The following is an 18,945-nucleotide window of genomic DNA, read 5'->3' on the forward strand; positions in this document are numbered from 1 at the left end:
TTGCACGCGGCTGACTTAAAGACGGGGAACTGCAACGGACGCTTCCGGCAAAAGGAGCGCCGCTGCCTTACGGTTAGAGGACCAGACCATGAAATCCATTCTTCGCAGCGCCACCGCGCTCGCCGGCATCGCCCTCGCCGACGAAGCCTTCGTTCGAGTCACGGCCGCCGAAAGCGCCGGCGCCGCGACCGCCGACCAGCGGGCTGGCCGCCGTGCCGAGGAAGATCGGGGAGTTGGCGACGATGGTGGTCGGGCCCTTGTTGTCGTTGCCCGTGCCGAAGCCGTAACCGGCGTTGAAACCGGCGTAGAAGCCGGTCCAGGTGAACACCGGCACCGGCACGAACACCGGCGGAGCGGCGCGGCGCGGAAGATCGGCGGCGAAGGCAGAGCCGGCGAGGGCGATGCCGGCGAGCGCGGTGGCGCTGCGAAGAATGGATTTCATGGTCTGGTCCTCTAACCGTAAGGCAGCGGCGCTCCTTTTGCCGGAAGCGTCCGTTGCAGTTCCCCGTCTTTAAGTCAGCCGCGTGCAAGAAGCTGTGGCCTTACGATCACGCCAGCCGCATCGAAGGCGGCCCCTTTGTGGCGATACTCGTCCTGCCATTACGGCTACTTGCCCAGAAAACGCGCGCGAATGGCCAAGGTTCACGCACGGCCACGGTTTATTCTTGACAAATTGTCGCAGGGGACTGGACGCGTCAGCCCGCGAGGCAGACGGCCGAGATGAGGCGTCCGTAATCCGGCTCTCCCCGGTGGGTGGTCCGGCGATAGCTGTAGAAGCGTTCCGGCTCCGAATAGGTGCAGCGATCGAGGGCGGTGGCACCGCCGATGCCGGCTTCCGCGAGCCGGGCCAGGATGAAGCCCGGAAGGTCGAACTGCGCGTATCCGGGCCGCCGACCCGAGCCGAGAAAGCGCTCGAAGCCCGGTGCCTCCGCGTGAAAGCGGGCGATGAAGTCAGGTCCCACCTCATAGGCCGCCTGCGCGATCGTCGGCCCGAGCACGGCCACGATCCGCCCGCGCGCGGCGCCGAGCCGCTCCATCGCGCCGATCGTGGCTTCGATCACGCCCGTGAGGGCGCCTTTCCAGCCCGCATGCGCGGCGCCGACCAAGCCGCCAGCGGCATCGGCGAACAGGATCGGCCCGCAATCGGCCGTGGCGATGCCGAGCGCGAGCCCGGGCACGCGCGTCACCATCGCGTCCGCCTTGGGGCGGTCGGCGAGGGACAGCGGCGCCTCGACCACCACGACCTCCGGGGAATGGACCTGGTACAGGCTGACGAGGCTGTCCTCCGCCACCCCGAGATGCCCGCACATCCGGCGGCGGTTCTCGGAGACGTTGGCGGGCCCGTCGTTCGAGCCGAGTCCCCCGTTGAGGGACGCATGGATTCCCTCCGAGACGCCGCCCTGCCGGGTGAAGAAGGCGTGCCTTATGCCCGGGAGGGCGGACAGGGCGGGAGCTTCGAGGAACGCGCGAGGATCGAGCGGCATGGAACACGTCTGTCCTGAGACGAAAGAAAAGGAAACGTACAGCGTCCGGCCAGGCGGCGCCGAGCGTGGCGGATTGGGCGGCGGAAACGGCCGAACCCTTCGGGGCTTACCCTGATCACGCGGATCTTTACGCTTCATTAAGCATGTTTTGGTCGGATGCGTCTCAGAGCCGAGGACCTGCCGATGTCGGAACCCGCCCGCCAATATGCCCAGCACGATCCCGCGTCCCGGCCCCAACCGGGTCCGCTCCGCGATTGGCTGGCCGCGATGAAGGCGGCGACGTCGTCGTCGTCGCCCGACGCATCCCCGCCGAGCGCGCCGCGCGAGAGCGCCAGGATCGCCGAGCCGAACGGCGAGGCGCGCGGCTCGGATTCAGGCAACCAGTGGATCCCGCGCGTCGTGGCGCCTGCGTCGCCACCGACCGGCGCCGCGCAATCCGACGTCTCGGACCTCATGGCCGAGAACATCATGCTCAAGGCCAAGCTGAAGGTCGAGAACGATCGTTACGACGCCCTCCAGGGCGTGATCGCCCGCGAGCTGCGCAATCTGCGCGCTCATGTCGAGGAGGACATGCAGGAACTCGACACCGTGCGCGCCGAGCGGGACCGCCTCGCGGACGCCCAGGCCACGTTCGAGCAGCAGGTGCGTGAACTGCGGATCCAGATCGCCGCCGACGCCGCCAATCTCGCCGAGATGCGCAGCGAGCGCGATCTCTGGGCGGCCCGCGCCGAAGCCCTGGCCCAACCGATCTTCCAGAAGCGGGCCGCGATCTGACATCGACGGTCGCGCTCCGTCCGACAGCGCCCCCCGGCTTCGAAACGACGAAGGGCCGCCCCCGCGAGGGGGCGGCCCTTCCATTGCCGAACCGCTTGATGTCCGGCCGAAACTGTTGCGTACGCCTCTAGCGCTAGAAGGCTGCGCCGGAGGCGACGGTCCAGGTCCGGGAGGCCGGGATGAGCGGCTGATGACAATGAGACACTGGATCACCTCCTTTCGTTCGTTGCGGGTAAGCCGAAGCTAGTGAGCCCCGCCGGGTTTGAAAAGGCCCCCGGCCGCGCCCTTCCGCCGCTCCCCCTCATCGCCCCGCGCGCCGCGCCGTCTCGGCTGGCCACGCCCCGCCGGCGGGTCTAAAGGTCAGGCCCGCCAACGGCCCCGGACCCTCGCATCACCATGTCCACAGCCCTGCGCATGCCGGCACCCGACGAGGCCGCCCTCGATCCGGATGCCATGCGCCAGCCTCTCCCCGACGCCTGGTACTGCGTCGGGCGCTCCGATTCCCTGAAGGCCGGCACCCTGCGCGCCGTCGCGCTCAACGGCGAGCAGATCGTCCTCGGGCGCGAGGCGTCCGGTGCGCCCTTCGCCCTGCGGGACCGCTGTCCGCACAGGGGCATGGCCCTGTCGAAGGGGCGCTTCGACGGCGCCGACCTGACCTGTCCGTTCCACGGCTGGCGCTTCGGCACGGATGGACGCTGCCGCGACGTGCCGACGCTCTCCGAGTCAGACACGGCCGATTTCTCGCGCATCGCCGTGCAGCGCTTTCCCATTCGCGAGAGCGCCGGCTTCGCCTGGGTGAACCCTTATCTCGGGCCGCAGACCGGCTCGGAACCTGCGGCCCTGCCCGCACTGGGCTTCGAGGCCGCCGGCTCCCTCGTGGTCGAACTCGTCGTCGAAGCCTCGTTCGACCTCACGACCCTCAGCCTCGTCGATCCGGGCCACGTCGCCTTCGTTCACGATTCCTGGTGGTTCCGACCCTCGAAGGAGCTGCGCGAGAAGGTGAAGACCTTCACGCCGACCCCGCACGGCTTCACCATGACGAGCCACGCCACCACGACGAGCTCGCCGGTTTACCGCCTGCTCGGGGGCGTCCCCTCCGTCGAGATCGAGTTCCGCCTGCCGGGCGTGCGCCTGGAGCGGATCGAGGCGGGCGCCAAGCGGGTGGCGAACTACACCTTCGCGACGCCGCTGACCCAGAACCGCACGATGCTGACGAACGCGCTGTACTGGAACATGCCGACCCTGAACCTGCTCAAGCCGGTCGCGCGGCCGCTGATGCGCCAGTTCCTGACGCAGGACCAGCAGGTGCTCCAGCACGCCCAGGCCGGTCTCGACCGAAAGCCCACGATGGTGCTGTTCGGCCAGGGAGACCTGCCGTCGCAATGGTACTTCCGCCTGAAGCGCGAGGCCCTCCAGGCCGCGCGCGAAGGTCGGCCCTTCGCGAACCCCCTCGAGCGCCAGGAACTGCGTTGGCGCTCGTGAATCGGCTGCGATGCGTGGCCGCGCCGCTTGATCCGGGGCGGCGTGCGGCCATCTCGTGTCCATGAAACGGCACAGTCTGATCACGGCGCTGAGCGCCGCCACGGTGATGACCCTCGGCGGGGTCGGATATGCGGCCCACCGGCGCGGCCGCAACCCGTATTATCGCGGGCCCCGGAGCGACCATTTCGACGGCGTGCGCTTCCACGGCACCGACCAGCCGGCGGACAAGACCCTCGGCGACATCGCCCGCTGGCGTTCCCGTCGCGGGGTCGACGGCCCGCTGCGCCAGGTCTGGCCGGCCTTCCACCCGAGTCCCTTCGCCGGCGATGTGCCGCCCGAGCGCGTCGCGGGCCTTCGCGTCACCCTCATCGGGCATGCGAGCTACCTGTTCCAGGTGGCGGGCCGGAACATCCTGGTCGATCCGGTCTACGCCCAGCGCGCGAGCCCCTTGCGCTTTGCCGGCCCGAAGCGCGTCAATCCGCCGGGCATCGCCTACGCGGACCTGCCGCCCATCGACGCCGTCCTGATCACGCACAATCATTACGACCATCTCGACGGCCCCACGGTCGCGCGCCTCTGGCAGGCGCATCAGCCCTTGATCCTGGCGCCGCTGGGCAATGACGCGATCCTGCGCGCCTACGACGACACCATGCACGTGGAGACCCGCGACTGGGGCGAGTTGGTCGATCTCGGCGGCGGCCTGACGGTCCATCTCACGCCCGCCAACCACTGGTCGGCGCGGGGCCTCAACGACCGCCGCATGGCGCTGTGGTGCTCCTACGTCCTGACGACGCCGGTCGGCGTCCACTACCATTCGGGCGATACCGGCCTGCGCGGCGGCGCGATCTTCCGTGACGCCTGGACCCGCTTCGGACCGCCGCGCCTCGCCACCCTGCCGATCGGCGCCTACGAGCCGCGCTGGTTCATGAAGGAGCAGCACATGGACCCGGCCGAGGCGGTGGAGGCCGGGCTGCTGCTTGGGGCCGACCAGATGCTCGGCCACCACTGGGGCACCTTCCAACTCACCGACGAGGGCATCGAGCAGCCGGCCGAGGCTCTGGCCGAGGCCTGCGCGACGAACGGGATCGCGCCGGAGCGCTTCCTGGCTTTGCGGCCGGGTCAGGTGTGGGAGGGCTAAGCGACCCTACCGCGATGCGGCGGCCGTCTCCGGCCAGACCACGTGGCCATCGACCGCGTAAGGCTTGCAACCGGGATTGACCCGGCCGCATCGCTCCAACGCCGTACCCACGGCATCCAAGTCTCCTGAGGCCAACATCCAGGCGCCATTCGGGGCGATGACGAAGGCTTTGGGGCGCGGCAGGGCGCGAAATTTAGCGTAGCCGGTGCGTCCTGCGGCGTCGATATACGGGATCGCATCGGCGTCTTCGTACGCTGCGAAGCGAGTCGGAGCGGGCGGCGGCGACGGATAGGTCCAGACGACATCGTCGTTGAAGGCGTAGAGCCTGCACGTCACACCGTGCTGCTTACACTCGGCGTAACCCTGCGCCAGCGGATCGTACCCCTCGCTCGTGCCGATCGTGCCGCGACCCGCGGCGATGAAGAAGGCACGGGGACGCGGCGATTTCAGGAAAGCCAGGTAGGCTTCCCGGTTCCTTGGGGTCGAGAACGGGAGTGCATCGACATCGTCGAGATCGGCGTACCGCGAGGCCGGCGGTGGCTCGAGGGGGATGTATTGGGGATGGGTGATCGCGGCAGGAAATCCATGTTGCTTCAGGAACGCATCCAGGCGAGGGACGAAGACGCCGAACGCCGCCGGGTTTCCGAGGAGGCGGTGTGAATCGGTGCCGAACTTTCCATACGCCACCATTTCGGCTTGGCCGCCCGCGCCGACATACGCGCCATACATCGCTTCCCAGAGCGGTTTTGGAAACAGTTGATCGTTGTCGCCGTAGAACCAGATCGAGGGGACTTTGCTTGCTTTTCCAAGAAGGCCCGCCCCCCGTCGAAGGGCAACGTCGCTGGCTTTACAGTTCACCGAGCGTAAGCCGCCGTAGAAATTGACGACCACCTTCACGCGTCGATCACGCAACGTTCCAGCGGCCAGGGCATTCCAACCCCCGAAACTCGCTCCGGCCATGATCGTGCGACGGGTATCGATCTTCGGATTTTCGGCCAGCTGGTCGATGACAGCCAAGATATCTTTGCCGTGATCCTGCGCCATCTCGGTGAATTGGCACTTGTCCTGAAATGACGGTGCGCCGGTCGAACCTCCATATCCGCGGAGCAGCGGTTGGGCGACCGCATAACCACGGGACAGGAAGTAATAGGTGGCCATGCTGCGCTCGTAATTGCGCATGTCGTTCTCGTTCGCCTTTCCATTGGAGCCGTGATTGAACACCACCAGGGGAAAAGGTCCTTGCCCCGTCGGAATTGCCACCGTTGTCTTCAACATCGCCGGTCGACGCGGGTCGCCGTGATAATTGAAGTGGAGCCATTCGATCGGCGTATCGGGGCCGTATTGAAGTGTTTCGCCAGCGATGATAGGCGCGGTCCAGGCTATCGACAACATTGCCGAACAAATAAGCCAAAGATACACGAATTTATTCCTGAATAACTTGCAAGGCCGATACCGGCACACGTATAGGTGGCTTTTTGGTTTTATTCAACCAAGACCGACCGACATGCAAATTTTGGTACCTGGGTTATAGGTTTCAAATCGATATGTGTTCGAGCCTGCTCAAATAAATAACATATCTAATGCAAAATTTTTTAATTATGATAGATATAGTGAAATACATAGCTCATTTATAACCGATCGATCTTGTATTATGTGCGCCGACCGGCACGAACCGCACTGACGGTCACAGCTGTGGATGGCCGCTGTGACCGTCAACACGAAGCAAATCGATCTCGGCTCCTACAGAATGAACCGGCTCAGATCCGCGTTCGCCGCCAGGCTCTCCACCCGCGAGCGCACGTAGGCCGCGTCGATCGGCACGGTCTCGCCGGAGCGGTCGGTGGCGGTGAAGGAGATCTCGTCGATGACGCGCTCCAGCACGGTTTGGAGCCGGCGGGCGCCGATGTTCTCCACCGAGTTGTTCACGTCCACCGCCACCCGCGCCAGGGCGTCCACCGCATCCTCGCTGAATTCGAGGGTGACGCCCTCGGTCTGCATCAGCGCCACGGTCTGCTTCAGGAGGCTGGCCTCCGTCGAGGTCAGGATCTGGCGGAAATCCTCTACGGTGAGCGGCTGCAACTCGACGCGGATCGGCAGACGGCCCTGCAGTTCCGGCAGGAGGTCGGAGGGCTTCGAGACGTGGAAAGCGCCGCTGGCGATGAACAGGATGTGGTCGGTCTTCACCGGCCCGTGCTTCGTCGCCACCGTGGTGCCCTCGATCAGGGGCAGCAGATCGCGCTGCACGCCCTCGCGCGAGACGTCGGCCGAGGAGCGGCCCTCGCGGGCGCAGATCTTGTCGATCTCGTCGAGAAACACGATGCCATTGTCCTCGACCTCGCGGATGGCTTCCTGGGTCAGCGAATCGGCATCCACGAGCTGGTCGGATTCCTCGGCGAGCAGGGGCGCGTAGGCGTCCTTCACGGTCATCCGGCGCGGCTTGCCCTTCTGGCCGCCGAGCGCCTTGCCGAGCATGTCGCCGAGGTTGACCGCGCCCATCGAGGCGCCGGGCATTCCGGGGATCTCGAACATCGGCAATCCACCCGGCGGGGCGCCCGCGAGTTCGATCTCGACCTCCTTGTCGTCGAGTTCGCTCGCCCGCAGCTTCTTGCGGAAGCTGTCGCGGGTGGCCTGGCTGGCCGTCGGGCCCACGAGGGCGTCGAGGATGCGCGCCTCGGCGGCCGCCTCCGCCTTGGCCTTGACCGAGCGGCGCTTCTCCTCGCGCTTCAGGCCGATGCCGACCTCCACGAGGTCGCGGACGATCTGCTCCACGTCGCGGCCGACATAGCCGACCTCCGTGAACTTCGTCGCCTCGATCTTCAGGAACGGCGCCCCGGCGAGGCGCGCGAGACGCCGCGCGATCTCGGTCTTGCCGCAGCCCGTGGGGCCGATCATCAGGATGTTCTTCGGGGCCACCTCCTCGCGCAAGGGGCCGGTGAGCTGCTGCCGGCGCCAGCGGTTGCGCAGCGCGATGGCGACCGCGCGCTTGGCGTCGGCCTGCCCGACGATGAAGCGGTCGAGTTCCGAGACGATCTCGCGGGGAGAGAAGGTGGTCATCACGCTCCGATCGGATGCGGCAGCCGGGCTGCCAGGGGGCGGGGAAGGGCGCGCAACAGGAGGGCGCGCAAGGGGTGCCATCCGGCGCTCAGGGCCAGGATGAAGGTTCCGAGGGTGAGGAGGCTGAGCGGGACGGTGCTCCCGCCGAAACCCGCGTCCCGAACGAGGGAGCCGAAGGCCAGCCCGGCATAGACCAGCCCGGAGACGAGGAGGGCGCGCCGGTCGACGGCGAGGGCGATCCCCGCCAGCCCGAGCACGATCGTGAGCACGCCGAGGGCCGCGCCCTGGCCGCCGCCGTTCGACAAGGTCCCGAGGATCGGATGCACGATCAGCGGCGCCGCAAGGAGGTGGAGCCAGAAGGCGATGTCGGTGCGGCGGGTGAGCCGTGCCGGATCGGCCAGATCGAAGCGCATCCCGAGGGCGAAGACCGCGAGCCCGGCGGCGATGAACAGGATGTTGAGCGAGGCGCGTACCAGCTCGGGCGCGGCCGTAACGAGCAGGCCGAAGACCAGGGCCAGGAAGGACGCCGACCCCGCCGCGACGGTGATGGGCACGGAAAAGCGCCGGTAATGCAGGCTCGTCAGCACCAGGGTCGCGAGCGCCGCGCCGATGATCGGCACCGGACCCAGGCGGTCACCGCCGAACAGATCGAGCAGGGTCGTCCAGCTTGAGCGCACTCCGGCGTCGCCCGCGAGCGCGAAGGCGACGGACGAATAGACCGCCAGGGCGAAGATCAGGAGCAGCACGATGCTCGGCAGCGCCATCCGGCGGCGGCGGGTGAAGAACTCGGCGAGACCCCAGGCGAGGGCGGCGATCAGGCCGTAGCCCGCGGCGGGGCCGAGGGTCGACAGTCCGAAATGCGCGCAGGCACCGAGGAACAGGAACAGCCCGAGGGTCACGAAGATGTCGGCGAAGCCCGAGATGAAGCGCAGGCGCTCGTCGTCGCGCGGTTCGCCCGGGGCGATCCGGTCGAGCGCGCCGTCCGTGGCCAGCCGATGGAGCGCCTGGGCCTGGGCCTCCGTGATGAGGCCCTCCGCCACGGCGCGGCGAAGATGATCGCCGGTGATCACGGGCGAACCTCGCGGCGGAACGCCCGGTGGCGAGCGAGGGCATGGCCGCACGAGGCGGTGGGGAGGACGGACTGGCGCACGCCCCCGACTTAAGCGCGGCGCCCCGTCCTTACCAGACGTGTTCGCGCCCGATGTGGCCGCATCAGGCCGCGCGGATCGAGCCGACGAAGTGCGAAACCTCGCCTTGGAGCGCGTTGGAGCGGCGGGCGAGTTCCGCCGCCGAGGCGAGGACCTGGGCCGCGCCCGCTCCGACCTCGACCGCCGCGCCCTGGACCTGCGCCATCGTCTCGGTGACGTCGCGCGTGCCCCGCGCGGCGTCGCTGACGCTGCGGGCAATCTCCTGAGTGGCGACCTGCTGCTCCTCGACGGCGGCGGCGACGCCGAGGGCGATGGTGTGAACGCTGCCGATGGTGGTGCCGATCTCGTTGATCGCCGCCACGGTGTCGCGCGTGGCGTTCTGGATCATGGTGATCTGCGTCGTGATCTCGTCCGTGGCCCGTGCGGTCTGCGCGGCGAGGCCCTTGACCTCGGCGGCGACCACCGCGAAGCCGCGCCCGGCCTCGCCGGCCCGCGCCGCCTCGATGGTGGCATTGAGCGCCAACAGGTTGGTTTGCCCCGCGATGCTGGAGATCAGGGCGACGACGTCGCCGATGCGCGCCGCGCCCTCGGCCAGGGCCTCGACCCTGGCATGGGTGCGCCGGCTGCTCTCAACGGCGCCGGCCGCGGCTTCGGAGGTCTGGCTGACCTGCTGCCCGATCTCGTTGGCGGTGGCGGCGAGTTCCTCGGTGGCGGCCGCGACGGTCTGGACGTTCTGCGCGGTCTCGTTGGCGGCCCGCATCACGGCGGCCGATTGCCGGTTGGTGTGCTCGGCGTGGGTGGACATCGCCCGCGCGGTCTCCTCCATCGCGGCGGCGGCGCCCGAGAAATCCCCCACGAGCGACCCGACGCTGCCCTGGAAGCGATCGGCGAGTTCCGTCCGCTCGGTGCGTCGCTGGACGCTGGCGAGGCCGTCCGCTTCGCTCCGCGCCACGCGCAGGGCCTCGGCCTCGCGCATCGATCCGGCGAAGACCTGCATGCTCGACCAGATTTCGCCGATCTCGTCCCGGCTCGGCTTCATCACCGGCAGGTCCAGGTCGCCGCCCGACAGGCGCCGGATCGCCGCCGTCACGCCGGCCAGGGGCACGGCGATCTGCCGGTGTCCGAGGAAGCCTCCGATGAGCAGGCAGGCCAGCGTTCCGCCGATCGCGAGGGCGCTCAGAAGCTTCAGCCGATCGTCGTAGAGAGCGTCGGTGGCGGCATCGATGGCCGCGACGTGAGCCTGGCCGCTGGCGACGAGCACGTCGATCGAATCCTGGAAGGCCTGACGGTTGGCGCGGTTGGCCTCGTTGAAACCCACCTCCGCCGCCGCCTTCGGCGCGACCTCGGTTCCGAGCCGTGCGATTTCCTGGCGGAGGGTCGTGAACGTGGCGGCCCCCTGGACCACGCACTCGAACTGCGCGCGCTCGTCGGGCTGAATGCGCCGGCTCCAATCGGCCAGGAGCGCGTTCATGGCCGTCAGGTTCTGGCGCATCCGGTCGGCGTATTTCTGCGCGTCCGCCCCGTCCCGAGCGGCGTAGACGCCGCGGGATTCGAGGACCACGGTGGTGACGACGCGGTTGAAGTTCGCCGCGTCGAGCGCACCGCGGGCGGCGAGCCGGGAATTCTCCATCGCGGTGTTGAGGGCAGAGAGGGTGCTGATGCCCACCCCCGCGACCAGGAGGGTGATGGCCCCGCAGGCCAAAACGAATGTCAGGATCTTCGTCTTGATCTTCATCGTCTGGAACCTGCCCGGATCTCTGACCCGAGGTATTAGGCAGATTTCAGAAAACTTTCGTTAATGGCCTCGCGTCAACTGTCCGACGTTTCCAGCGTCTCGATCACGAGGTTGCCATTGGTGTAGACGCAGATCTCTGCCGCGATGCGCATGGCGCGGCGCACGATGTCTTCGGCATCGTGGCCGCTGTCTTCGAGTGCTCGCGCGGCGGCCAGCGCATAGTTTCCGCCCGAGCCGATGGCCATGACGCCGCTCTCCGGTTCCAGCACGTCACCGGCCCCCGAAAGCAGCAGGCTGACGTCCTTGTCGGCGACGAGCATCATCGCCTCGAGACGCCGCAGGTATCGGTCCGTGCGCCAATCCTTGGTGAGTTCGACGCAGGCCCGGGTGAGCTGCCCCGGATACTGCTCCAGCTTGGCCTCCAGCCGCTCGAACAGCGTGAAGGCATCCGCCGTCGCTCCCGCGAAGCCGCCGATGACCGAGCCCTTGGCGAGACGCCGGACCTTGCGCGCATTGCCCTTGACGATGGTCTGGCCGAGGCTGACCTGCCCGTCGCCGCCGATCACCACCCGGCCGCCCTTGCGGACCATGAGGATCGTGGTGGCGTGCATCTGCGGCGGGCCGTTCGAATCGTGCGCCAAGGCTGGCTCCTGGATTGGGTTGCGTCGGAAGGGCAGGTAGGCGTGCGTTCGCCCGAATGCCACTCGGCCCTACACCACCACGGTGATCCGCCGGGCCGCCCGGGTCAGGCCGGTATAGAGCCAGCGGGCGCGATGCTCCCGGAAGGCGAAGGATTCATCGAACAGGACGACGTCGTCCCACTGCGAACCCTGCGCCTTGTGCACGGTGAGCGCGTAGCCGTAGGTGAACTCGTCGGTCTCCCGCTTCAGGAAGGCCGGAATCTCCTCCTCGGAGCCTGACATCACCGCGCGCAGCACCTTGATGTCGGTGGGCCGGCGCCGCAGGGCCGGGTCGTCCTCGGGCACCACGTCGAGGCGCACGGTGTCGGAGCGCGGTGACGATCGCTGGGCGTGCACCGTCCAGGTCGAGCCGTTGAGGAGGCCCTTGGTCCGATCGTTGCGCAGGCAGACGAGCTTCTCGCCCACCGCCGGCATCGGGTCGGTGTGGCCGGCGAGTTCGCGCAGGCGGTTGTTGTAGAGCCGCCGGGTCTTGTTCATGCCGACCAGGACCTGATCGGCCTGGAGCACCACATTCGGGTCGATGGACCGGCGCGAGACGACGCGGCTCTCGCCGAACTCCCCGATGGACAGGCGGCCGCCCTCGCGCACCGTCATCGCCATGCGCACGATGGGATCGTCGGCCGCCTGCCGGTGAACGTCGGTGAGCATCACGTCGGGCTCGGCCTCGGTGAAGAAGCCGCCGCCGCGCACCGGCGGCAATTGGGCCGGGTCGCCCAGCACCAGCACCGGCTTGTCGAAGGACAGGAGGTCGTTGCCGAGGTCCGGATCCACCATCGAGCACTCGTCGATGATGATGAGTTCGGCCTTCGAGACCGGGCCGGTGCGGTTCAGGGTGAAGGCGGGGCCGCCATCCTCGGTCTCCTTGGTGCGGTAGATCAGGCTGTGGATCGTCGCCGCGTCGTGGCAGCCCTTCTGCCGCATGACGGAGGCGGCCTTGCCCGTGAAGGCGCCGAAGATCACGAGCCCCTCGACATCGTCGGCGATGCGGCGCGCCAGCGTGGTCTTGCCGGTGCCCGCATATCCGAAGAGGCGGAACACCTGCTGGCCATCGGTCTTGCGCCACGCCGCGATCGCCTTCAGGGCCGCATCCTGCTGGGGGGCGAAGCGGGTCGGCAGATCTGTGTCGGCCATCAGAGCACCGAGGGCCTGTCGAGGTCGAACGGATCGGCGCCGCGTTCCGCGAACAGGTCTTCCAGGGCGTCGCCGCCGGATTCCTGCGCGAAGGCATATTCCGCGTTCGAGATCGGGACCGCGAGGAGGAAGGCCAGGGCGCGGTCGGGTGTTTCCATCGTCTGAAGCCGGTTTTCCCAAAGGAAGGGCGGCACGAACAGGATGTGCTCCAGCGTGTCCGACACGCCCAGGTTCTCGAGGATGCCCGGAAACACGATGCCGGGGGCGAGGAACCAGCGCGCGTTGATGACCTGGAAGGCGCAGGCCGCCAGAACGGTCGCGAAGCCCGCCTTCGCACTCGCGCAGACGCCCAGGATCTCGCAGCGGCCGGGAAATTCGGCACCCTCCTGATAGAGCGGATGGTTGGCGAGGGTCACCGTCGCGTAAGCCGTGAGCCCCGCCCGCGGCGCGTCGCGGCAGGTCAGGATGTCGACATGACCGAGGAGCGCCTCGTCCCGGTGCCGTGCGACCGAAGGCGTACCGCCGAACACGCCCGCCAGCATCCGCGCCACAGCGCGGTTGGTCTCCGTGATGTCCGCCGGAGGGGCGGCCGGGCCGCTCACGGCCAGCGCACCGTGGGCGGCAGCGAGGAGAGGATCGAGGCGACGTTGCCGCCGGTCTTCAGCCCGAAGATCGTGCCGCGGTCGTAGAGCAGGTTGAACTCCACGTAGCGCCCGCGCCGGACCTGCTGCTCCAGCCGGTCCGCCTCCGTCCAGGGCGTATCGAGGTTGGCCCGCACGATGGCGGGATAGGCCTGGAGGAAGGCGCCCCCCACATCGCGCGTAAAGGCGAGATCGGCGGCCGGATCGCCGGTCCAGTGATAGTCGTAGAAGATTCCGCCAATGCCGCGCGGCTCGTTGCGGTGCTTGAGGTGGAAGTACTCCTCGCACCAGGCCTTGTAGCGGGCGTAATCGGCCGCCGGCGCGTGGGCATCGCAGGCGGCCTTCAGGGCGGCGTGGAAGGTCAGCGAATCGGGATCGTCCTGCGTGCGGCGGCGGTCGAGCACCGGGGTCAGGTCGGCGCCGCCGCCGAACCACGTCTTCGTGGTCACCACGAAGCGGGTGTTCATGTGCACCGTCGGAACGTTCGGGTTCCAGGGATGCGCGATCAGCGAGATGCCGGTGGCGAAGAAGCGCGGGTCCTCGGCGGCACCTGGCATCTGGGCGCGGAACTCGGGCGCGAACTCCCCGTGCACCGCCGAGACGTGGACGCCCGCCTTCTCGAAGACCCGACCTTTGAGCATCGCCATGGTGCCGCCGCCGCCGGGCGCCCCGGAATGGTCCGTGCGCTGCCAGGGCGTCTTCTCGAACCGTCCCGCCTCGGCCGGCGCGTCGGGGTGGAACGGACCCGCCGCTTCCGCCTCCAGGGTCTCCAGGGCGGACACGATCCGGTCGCGCAGGGTGGTGAACCACGCCGTCGCCTCGGCCTTGAGGGCGGTCAGTTCGGCCTCGGGCAGCCGGGGGGCGGAGTTGTCGGGGCTCGTCATGACTGGGGATGTCCCATCCCGCCGCCCGGCCGTCAATTCTGGCGTGGCCCCTCAATCCTTGCCGACCGACATCAGCAGCCGCTCGGTCTTGGCGTCCTCGATGCGGTTGACCATGCGCCGGCCCTCATGGACGTCGCGGATCGTCTTGGTGGCGGTGATGCAGGATTGCACGAGCATGATCGTCCCCATGGCGAGGTAGCCCTTGATCCAGATGTCGATGGGCATGAACAGGATGCCGAGGCCCACCATCGCGGCGGAGCCGAGGAACGACGCGTAGGTGAAGGCGACCCAGGCGCCGGAATGCTGCGTGGTCTCGTTGTTCATGGTCGTGCTCCTTGGTGTGCGGGCGATGCGGTCGGGGTGATGTCAGGCGGCCGGGTGCCGGTCGGCGCCGGCCCGGTGGCGCAGCCGGTCGAGGACGGCCGAGGCGGTCGGGCGGGTGGTAGCCCCGAAGCCCTCGCGCTCCATCCGCTCCGCGATGTCGGCGCCGGGCTCGGCCTCGCGCAGGGCCGCCTCGGTGTCGTCGGCCTCCGCCTGGAGCGTGCGCAGCCGGGCCAGCGTCGCCTCGGCCTCCTTCAGGGTGGCGCGTTCTTGGGGCGCCGGGCTCACCCGCAGGCGCCGTGCCGTCTCGGCGGCGGCCGCGATGCGGCGGCCCCGTTCCAGCTCCGCCTGCCGGCGCGTGGCATCCGTCACCACGGCGCGGATGCGCGCCACTTCGGTGGCGAAGCGGGTGCGGGCGCTGCGGATCGCATCGCGCTCCGCCTCCAGTTCGGCGATCGCCTCGGCGGCCTCGCCGGCGAGGTCGTCGCGCCCGGCCTGCAACGCCGCGACGGCGCGGGCTTCCAGGTCGGCGGCGCGGGCCTCGACCTCGGCGAGGCGGCGCGCCTCGGCCTTGTCGCCCGCGACAGAGGCGGCGAGCGCTTGGCGGCTCCGCTCCAGGGCGGCGCGCGTCTCGCGGATCTGCTGATCGAGGATCAGAAGCGCGTTGCGGTCGAAGAGGTCTTCCTCAGCTCTGGCGGCCGCGCCGCGCGCGAGGGTGCGAAACAATCTGAGCATGGTGTGGCTCCCGCTTCCGTGAACCCTGTTCACGGAAGCGGTTGTCGCAGATTTTGAACGGTGTTCAAGTGTGGAATTGCACGTCGTTTAAACAGGGGGCGAAAACCCGCCCGTCTGGCGCAACGCCTCGCCCAGGATCATCGCGGCGCAGACCGCGACGTTGAGCGAGCGCAGATCGGGCCGGATCGGCACGACGACGCGCGCATCCGCCGCCGCATGCACGGCCTCGGGCACGCCGGCCGATTCCCGTCCCATGAGCAGGCAGTCGCCGTCCCTGTAGGGGAAGTCGGTGTAGGGCAGAGCGCCCCGGGTGGTGGCGAGCACGAGCCGGATGCCCGACAGCCGTCGCCACGCGGCGAAGGCGTCCCAGGAGCGGTGGCGGGTGACGCTGACATGATCGAGGTAATCCAACCCGGAGCGGCGCAGGTGCCGATCGGAGACGTCGAAGCCGGCCGGTTCGATGATCTCGACGGCGGCCCCGAGGCAGGCGGCCATGCGCAGGAGCGTGCCGGTATTCTGCGGAATGTCGGGTTGGTAGAGGGCGAGGCGGAGCATGGATGACGCTTCCGGAGACGGATGAGGCTCCGTGCGGCATCGCCTCCGGGTTGGCAGCCGGTCAAGGCGGCATAGCTAATGGGACGCTGCAGCAACCGGATGATCTCATGTTTCTCGATTGGCTCGAACGCCGGATCGATGTCTTCGCGCCGTTCGACGACGGGCGCATGCCGCCCAAAACCGTCCTGGGCTTCGCGGCCTTCTATCTGAGGCCGATCCGGGCGGCCCTGGCGGTGCTGTTCGTGGTGGCGGTGCTGGCGGGCAGCGTCGAGGCCTCGCTCTACCTGCTGATGGGCTGGTTCATCGACCTCCTTAACAAGGCGGATCGGGCGACCCTGTGGCAGGAGCACGGCACCGCCCTGATGCTGGCGGCGATCCTCATCCTGGTGGTCCGGCCCGTCACGATCTGGCTGCACGAGATCCTCTCGAACCAGCTCATCGTGCCGCAGGCCACGAACCAGATCCGCTGGCGCACGCACCTCTACACGCTCGGGCACTCGCTCTCGTACTTCCAGGCGGATTTCGCCGGCCGGCTCGCCAACCGGGTTGTGCAGGTCGGGCCGGCGGTGCGTGAACTCGCGGTCGTCTTCATCGACACGCTGCTCTACGTCGCGATCTATGCCGTCACGGCGGTGGGCCTGTTCGGGTCGATCTCCCTCTGGCTGGCCCTGCCGGTGGTGCTCTGGATCGCCGCCTACGCGGCGCTGACGCGCTGGTTCGTGCCGCGCGCCCGCGCCCGTTCGCTGGTGACCGCCGACACCCGCTCGGCCCTGATCGGGCGCATCGTCGACAGCTACACCAACATCCTCACCGTGAAGCTCTTCGCCCGCGACCGCGAGGAGCGCGCGGCGGTGCGCGATGCCGTCGACGTCCACACCCGGGCCTACCTGCACCAGTTCCGTCTGGTCAGCGGCACCACGACGCTGCTCGGCCTCCTCAACAGCATGCTGATCGTCTCGACGGCCGGCGTCTGCGTGGTCCTGTGGCAGCGCGGCGGCATGACCACCGGCGAGGCCTCGGCGGGCCTCGCCCTGGTGCTGCGCCTGATGGCGATGTCGGGCTGGGTGATGCAGACCGTGCGCGGCATCTTCGAGAATGTCGGCGTGATCCAGGAGAGCATGCAGACGATCGCGCGGCCCCACGCCATCACCGACCGCGCGGATGCCGGTACGCTGACGGTCACCGGCGGCGACATCCGTTTCGCGGATGTCGGCTTCCATTACGGGCGCGACGACGCCTCGATCATCCAGGGCTTGAACCTGCACATCCGCGCCGGCGAGAAGGTCGGGCTCGTCGGCGTCAGCGGGGCGGGCAAGACCACCATCACGTCGCTGCTGCTGCGTCTGCACGACCTCGAGACCGGCCGCATCCTCGTGGACGGACAGGACATCGCGGGCGTGACGCAAGGCTCGCTCCGCAGCGCCATCGCGATGGTGACGCAGGACACGTCCCTGCTGCACCGCTCGATCCGCGACAACATCGCGTATGGCCGGCCCGACGCGACGATGGCCGAGGTCGAGCGCGCCGCCCGGCTCGCCGAGGCCGACGGTTTCATCCGGGATCTCGTCGATCACAGGGGCCGGACCGGCTACGACGCACAGGTCGGCGAGCGCGGGGTGAAGCTCTCGGGCGGCCAGCGCCAGCGCATCGCCATCGCGCGGGTGATCCTCAAGGACGCTCCGATCCTGATCCTCGACGAGGCGACCTCGGCCCTCGATTCCCAGGTCGAGGCGGCGATCCAGGAGAGCCTCGACACCCTGATGCAGGGCAAGACCGTCCTGGCGATCGCGCACCGGCTCTCGACCATCGCGGCGCTCGACCGCCTGATCGTCCTTGATGCCGGCCGGATCATCGAGGAAGGCACCCATGCCGGGCTGATCGCCGCGGGCGGCCTCTATGCCCGTCTGTGGGCCCGTCAGTCCGGAGGGTTCCTCGGAGACGGCGCCGAGCCCCGCGCCTACGAGGACGCCGCCGAGTAGCGGCCGACCCCCGGTCCGGGGCCTCACCCTGAAATCCGTGAGCGAATCGACAACGGCGCCGGGATCGAGCGTGTTGCGGCGCACACAGCCTGGGCGACAGGTGCGCCCGGATTATCCAGCGATGCGGCCGGCGGCGTCACCCTCTCCGTAAAAAATCAGGATCTTCAATAATTTAGGCGTTGATGCTCAGAGCTTGTGCAGAACTGCCTCCTACATGCTCAAACCGCATGGCAGACCACAGCGATCGACGCTCCTGCCGCAGTGCGGGAGAGCTTACATCCGGGACATGGGGCTGGGCCGAATGGCTCGGCCAAAACTCCAAATCGGAAATGCTCCCATGGTCCAGTCGATCCTTCATCACATCGCCGCCTCTCTGAGAGAGAGCGCCTCGGTCCGCGAAATCGCGGAGCTGACCGACCGGCAGTTCGCCGATATCGGCGGCGACCGCCTGAACGCGAAGCTGCTCGACAAGGCCCGTCGCCATCGCGCCCGGGAGATCGTGCCCTTCCACCGCTCGGTCGGCGTCTTCTCCTACCCCACGGCCTGATCCTCGACCGATCCGTCCGCGTCTTCGGGCCGCCACGTGACCAGAATCGGGTCGTGTGGCGGCCCGACGTGTTTCGGACCCAAGACGCGCGCGGATTTGCTTGGGTTTTCGATTGACGGCAAAGCATCCGTGACGGGTTCGTGGACCATAGAGCCTGCCGGATCGAGCGAGCGTCATGGCACAACTCCGACAAACGTCTTAAGGGAACCGGGCGTCCCCGGCCGCCAGGCGCCCGCGGATGCTTCATACCGGTTCCGCTTGATCCCTTCGGGACGATCAGACGCGACGGTCTCCCTCTCCTGGAAGGAGAGGGTTGGGGTGAGGTGTGGTCCGTCTTCGGAGAGGTCACACACCTCACCCTGTCCCTCTCCTTCCAGGAGAGGGGACCCGCGAGTCACCCCGTCACCGAACGGATCAGGCGGAAACAGTATCAGACGTCGGTCGCCGGAGATGCCCTCCGGCCTGGAGAGACACGTCATGCGAATTGCGATGGTTGGCTCCGGCTATGTCGGTCTGGTTTCGGGCACGTGCTTTGCGGATTTCGGGCACACGGTGGTGTGCGTGGACAAGGACCCGGCCAAGATCGCGGCGCTGAATGCCGGGCGCATGCCGATCTACGAGCCCGGGCTCGAGGCC

Annotated in this window: 17 protein-coding genes and 2 pseudogenes; 6 read left to right on the plus strand and 13 right to left on the minus strand. The window is 68.3% G+C overall.

The window, feature by feature from the left end:
* Nucleotides 1-121: 121 nt before the first annotated feature.
* Both MKK54_RS02180 and pgeF read right to left on the minus strand, forming a co-directional pair.
* Nucleotides 122-442, minus strand: a pseudogene (locus tag MKK54_RS02180) (porin family protein); the annotation flags it as partial.
* Between the two features lie 253 nt (nt 443-695).
* A complete protein-coding gene (gene pgeF / locus MKK54_RS02185; RefSeq protein ID WP_244008865.1) occupies nt 696-1,484 on the minus strand; it encodes a peptidoglycan editing factor PgeF in 789 nt (262 codons plus the stop codon).
* A 183-nt stretch (nt 1,485-1,667) separates the two neighbouring features.
* Here pgeF and MKK54_RS02190 point away from each other — a divergent pair, with 183 nt between their 5' ends.
* The 3 genes from MKK54_RS02190 (at nt 1,668) to MKK54_RS02200 (ending at nt 4,878) form a co-directional block, all read left to right on the plus strand.
* Nucleotides 1,668-2,258: a hypothetical protein gene (locus MKK54_RS02190; protein WP_244008866.1), complete on the plus strand. Its 591-nt coding sequence runs from the start codon at nt 1,668-1,670 to the stop codon at nt 2,256-2,258.
* A 396-nt stretch (nt 2,259-2,654) separates the two neighbouring features.
* Nucleotides 2,655-3,740 carry an aromatic ring-hydroxylating dioxygenase subunit alpha gene (locus MKK54_RS02195; protein ID WP_279597125.1) on the plus strand — a complete coding sequence of 362 codons (1,086 nt, stop codon included), beginning with the start codon at nt 2,655-2,657 and terminating at the stop codon, nt 3,738-3,740.
* Nucleotides 3,741-3,801: 61 nt separating this feature from the next.
* Nucleotides 3,802-4,878, plus strand: coding sequence for an MBL fold metallo-hydrolase (locus tag MKK54_RS02200; RefSeq protein ID WP_244008867.1), 1,077 nt, complete (start codon nt 3,802-3,804; stop codon nt 4,876-4,878).
* A 6-nt stretch (nt 4,879-4,884) separates the two neighbouring features.
* Here the strand turns inward: MKK54_RS02200 and MKK54_RS02205 are convergent, their stop codons facing one another.
* The 11 genes from MKK54_RS02205 to MKK54_RS02255 form a co-directional block, all read right to left on the minus strand.
* A complete protein-coding gene (locus MKK54_RS02205) occupies nt 4,885-6,297 on the minus strand; it encodes a dienelactone hydrolase family protein (protein WP_244008868.1) in 1,413 nt (470 codons plus the stop codon).
* Nucleotides 6,298-6,618: 321 nt separating this feature from the next.
* Entirely contained in the window at nt 6,619-7,932 is a 1,314-nt protein-coding gene (gene hslU, locus MKK54_RS02210) for an ATP-dependent protease ATPase subunit HslU (protein WP_244008869.1), read from the minus strand.
* Nucleotides 7,932-9,002 (minus strand): hypothetical protein, encoded by a 1,071-nt coding sequence (locus tag MKK54_RS02215; RefSeq protein ID WP_244008870.1) that lies wholly within the window; start codon nt 9,000-9,002, stop codon nt 7,932-7,934. The genes hslU and MKK54_RS02215 overlap by 1 nt, the downstream gene beginning before the upstream one ends.
* A gap of 142 nt (nt 9,003-9,144) precedes the next feature.
* Entirely contained in the window at nt 9,145-10,815 is a 1,671-nt protein-coding gene (locus MKK54_RS02220; RefSeq protein ID WP_244008871.1) for a methyl-accepting chemotaxis protein, read from the minus strand.
* Nucleotides 10,816-10,889: 74 nt separating this feature from the next.
* Nucleotides 10,890-11,426, minus strand: a complete 537-nt coding sequence (hslV, locus tag MKK54_RS02225) for an ATP-dependent protease subunit HslV (protein WP_244008881.1) — start codon at nt 11,424-11,426, stop codon at nt 10,890-10,892.
* Between the two features lie 99 nt (nt 11,427-11,525).
* Complete coding sequence (locus tag MKK54_RS02230) at nt 11,526-12,647, minus strand: ATP-dependent RecD-like DNA helicase (RefSeq protein WP_244008872.1); 1,122 nt, start codon at nt 12,645-12,647, stop codon at nt 11,526-11,528.
* Nucleotides 12,647-13,249 carry a suppressor of fused domain protein gene (locus MKK54_RS02235; RefSeq protein ID WP_244008873.1) on the minus strand — a complete coding sequence of 201 codons (603 nt, stop codon included), beginning with the start codon at nt 13,247-13,249 and terminating at the stop codon, nt 12,647-12,649. The genes MKK54_RS02230 and MKK54_RS02235 overlap by 1 nt, the downstream gene beginning before the upstream one ends.
* Complete coding sequence (gene hemF / locus MKK54_RS02240; RefSeq protein WP_244008874.1) at nt 13,246-14,172, minus strand: oxygen-dependent coproporphyrinogen oxidase; 927 nt, start codon at nt 14,170-14,172, stop codon at nt 13,246-13,248. The genes MKK54_RS02235 and hemF overlap by 4 nt, the downstream gene beginning before the upstream one ends.
* 51 nt (nt 14,173-14,223) lie before the next feature.
* A complete protein-coding gene (locus tag MKK54_RS02245) occupies nt 14,224-14,496 on the minus strand; it encodes a YiaA/YiaB family inner membrane protein (protein WP_244008875.1) in 273 nt (90 codons plus the stop codon).
* 42 nt (nt 14,497-14,538) lie between these two features.
* The gene (locus MKK54_RS02250; RefSeq protein ID WP_244008876.1) at nt 14,539-15,228 is read right to left on the minus strand and encodes a PspA/IM30 family protein; all 690 of its coding nucleotides are present in this window, start codon (nt 15,226-15,228) and stop codon (nt 14,539-14,541) included.
* Between the two features lie 87 nt (nt 15,229-15,315).
* The gene (locus tag MKK54_RS02255) at nt 15,316-15,783 is read right to left on the minus strand and encodes a tRNA (cytidine(34)-2'-O)-methyltransferase (RefSeq protein ID WP_244008877.1); all 468 of its coding nucleotides are present in this window, start codon (nt 15,781-15,783) and stop codon (nt 15,316-15,318) included.
* 107 nt (nt 15,784-15,890) lie between these two features.
* Here MKK54_RS02255 and MKK54_RS02260 point away from each other — a divergent pair, with 107 nt between their 5' ends.
* The 3 genes and pseudogenes from MKK54_RS02260 to MKK54_RS02270 all read left to right on the plus strand — a co-directional run.
* Nucleotides 15,891-17,762 carry an ABC transporter ATP-binding protein gene (locus tag MKK54_RS02260; protein WP_244008878.1) on the plus strand — a complete coding sequence of 624 codons (1,872 nt, stop codon included), beginning with the start codon at nt 15,891-15,893 and terminating at the stop codon, nt 17,760-17,762.
* Between the two features lie 337 nt (nt 17,763-18,099).
* Entirely contained in the window at nt 18,100-18,309 is a 210-nt protein-coding gene (locus MKK54_RS02265; protein WP_244008879.1) for a hypothetical protein, read from the plus strand.
* 477 nt (nt 18,310-18,786) lie between these two features.
* Nucleotides 18,787-18,945: pseudogene (locus tag MKK54_RS02270) on the plus strand (UDP-glucose 6-dehydrogenase); the annotation flags it as partial.

The sequence above is a fragment of the Methylobacterium sp. J-068 genome (assembly GCF_022829445.1).
Taxonomy (GTDB): domain Bacteria; phylum Pseudomonadota; class Alphaproteobacteria; order Rhizobiales; family Beijerinckiaceae; genus Methylobacterium.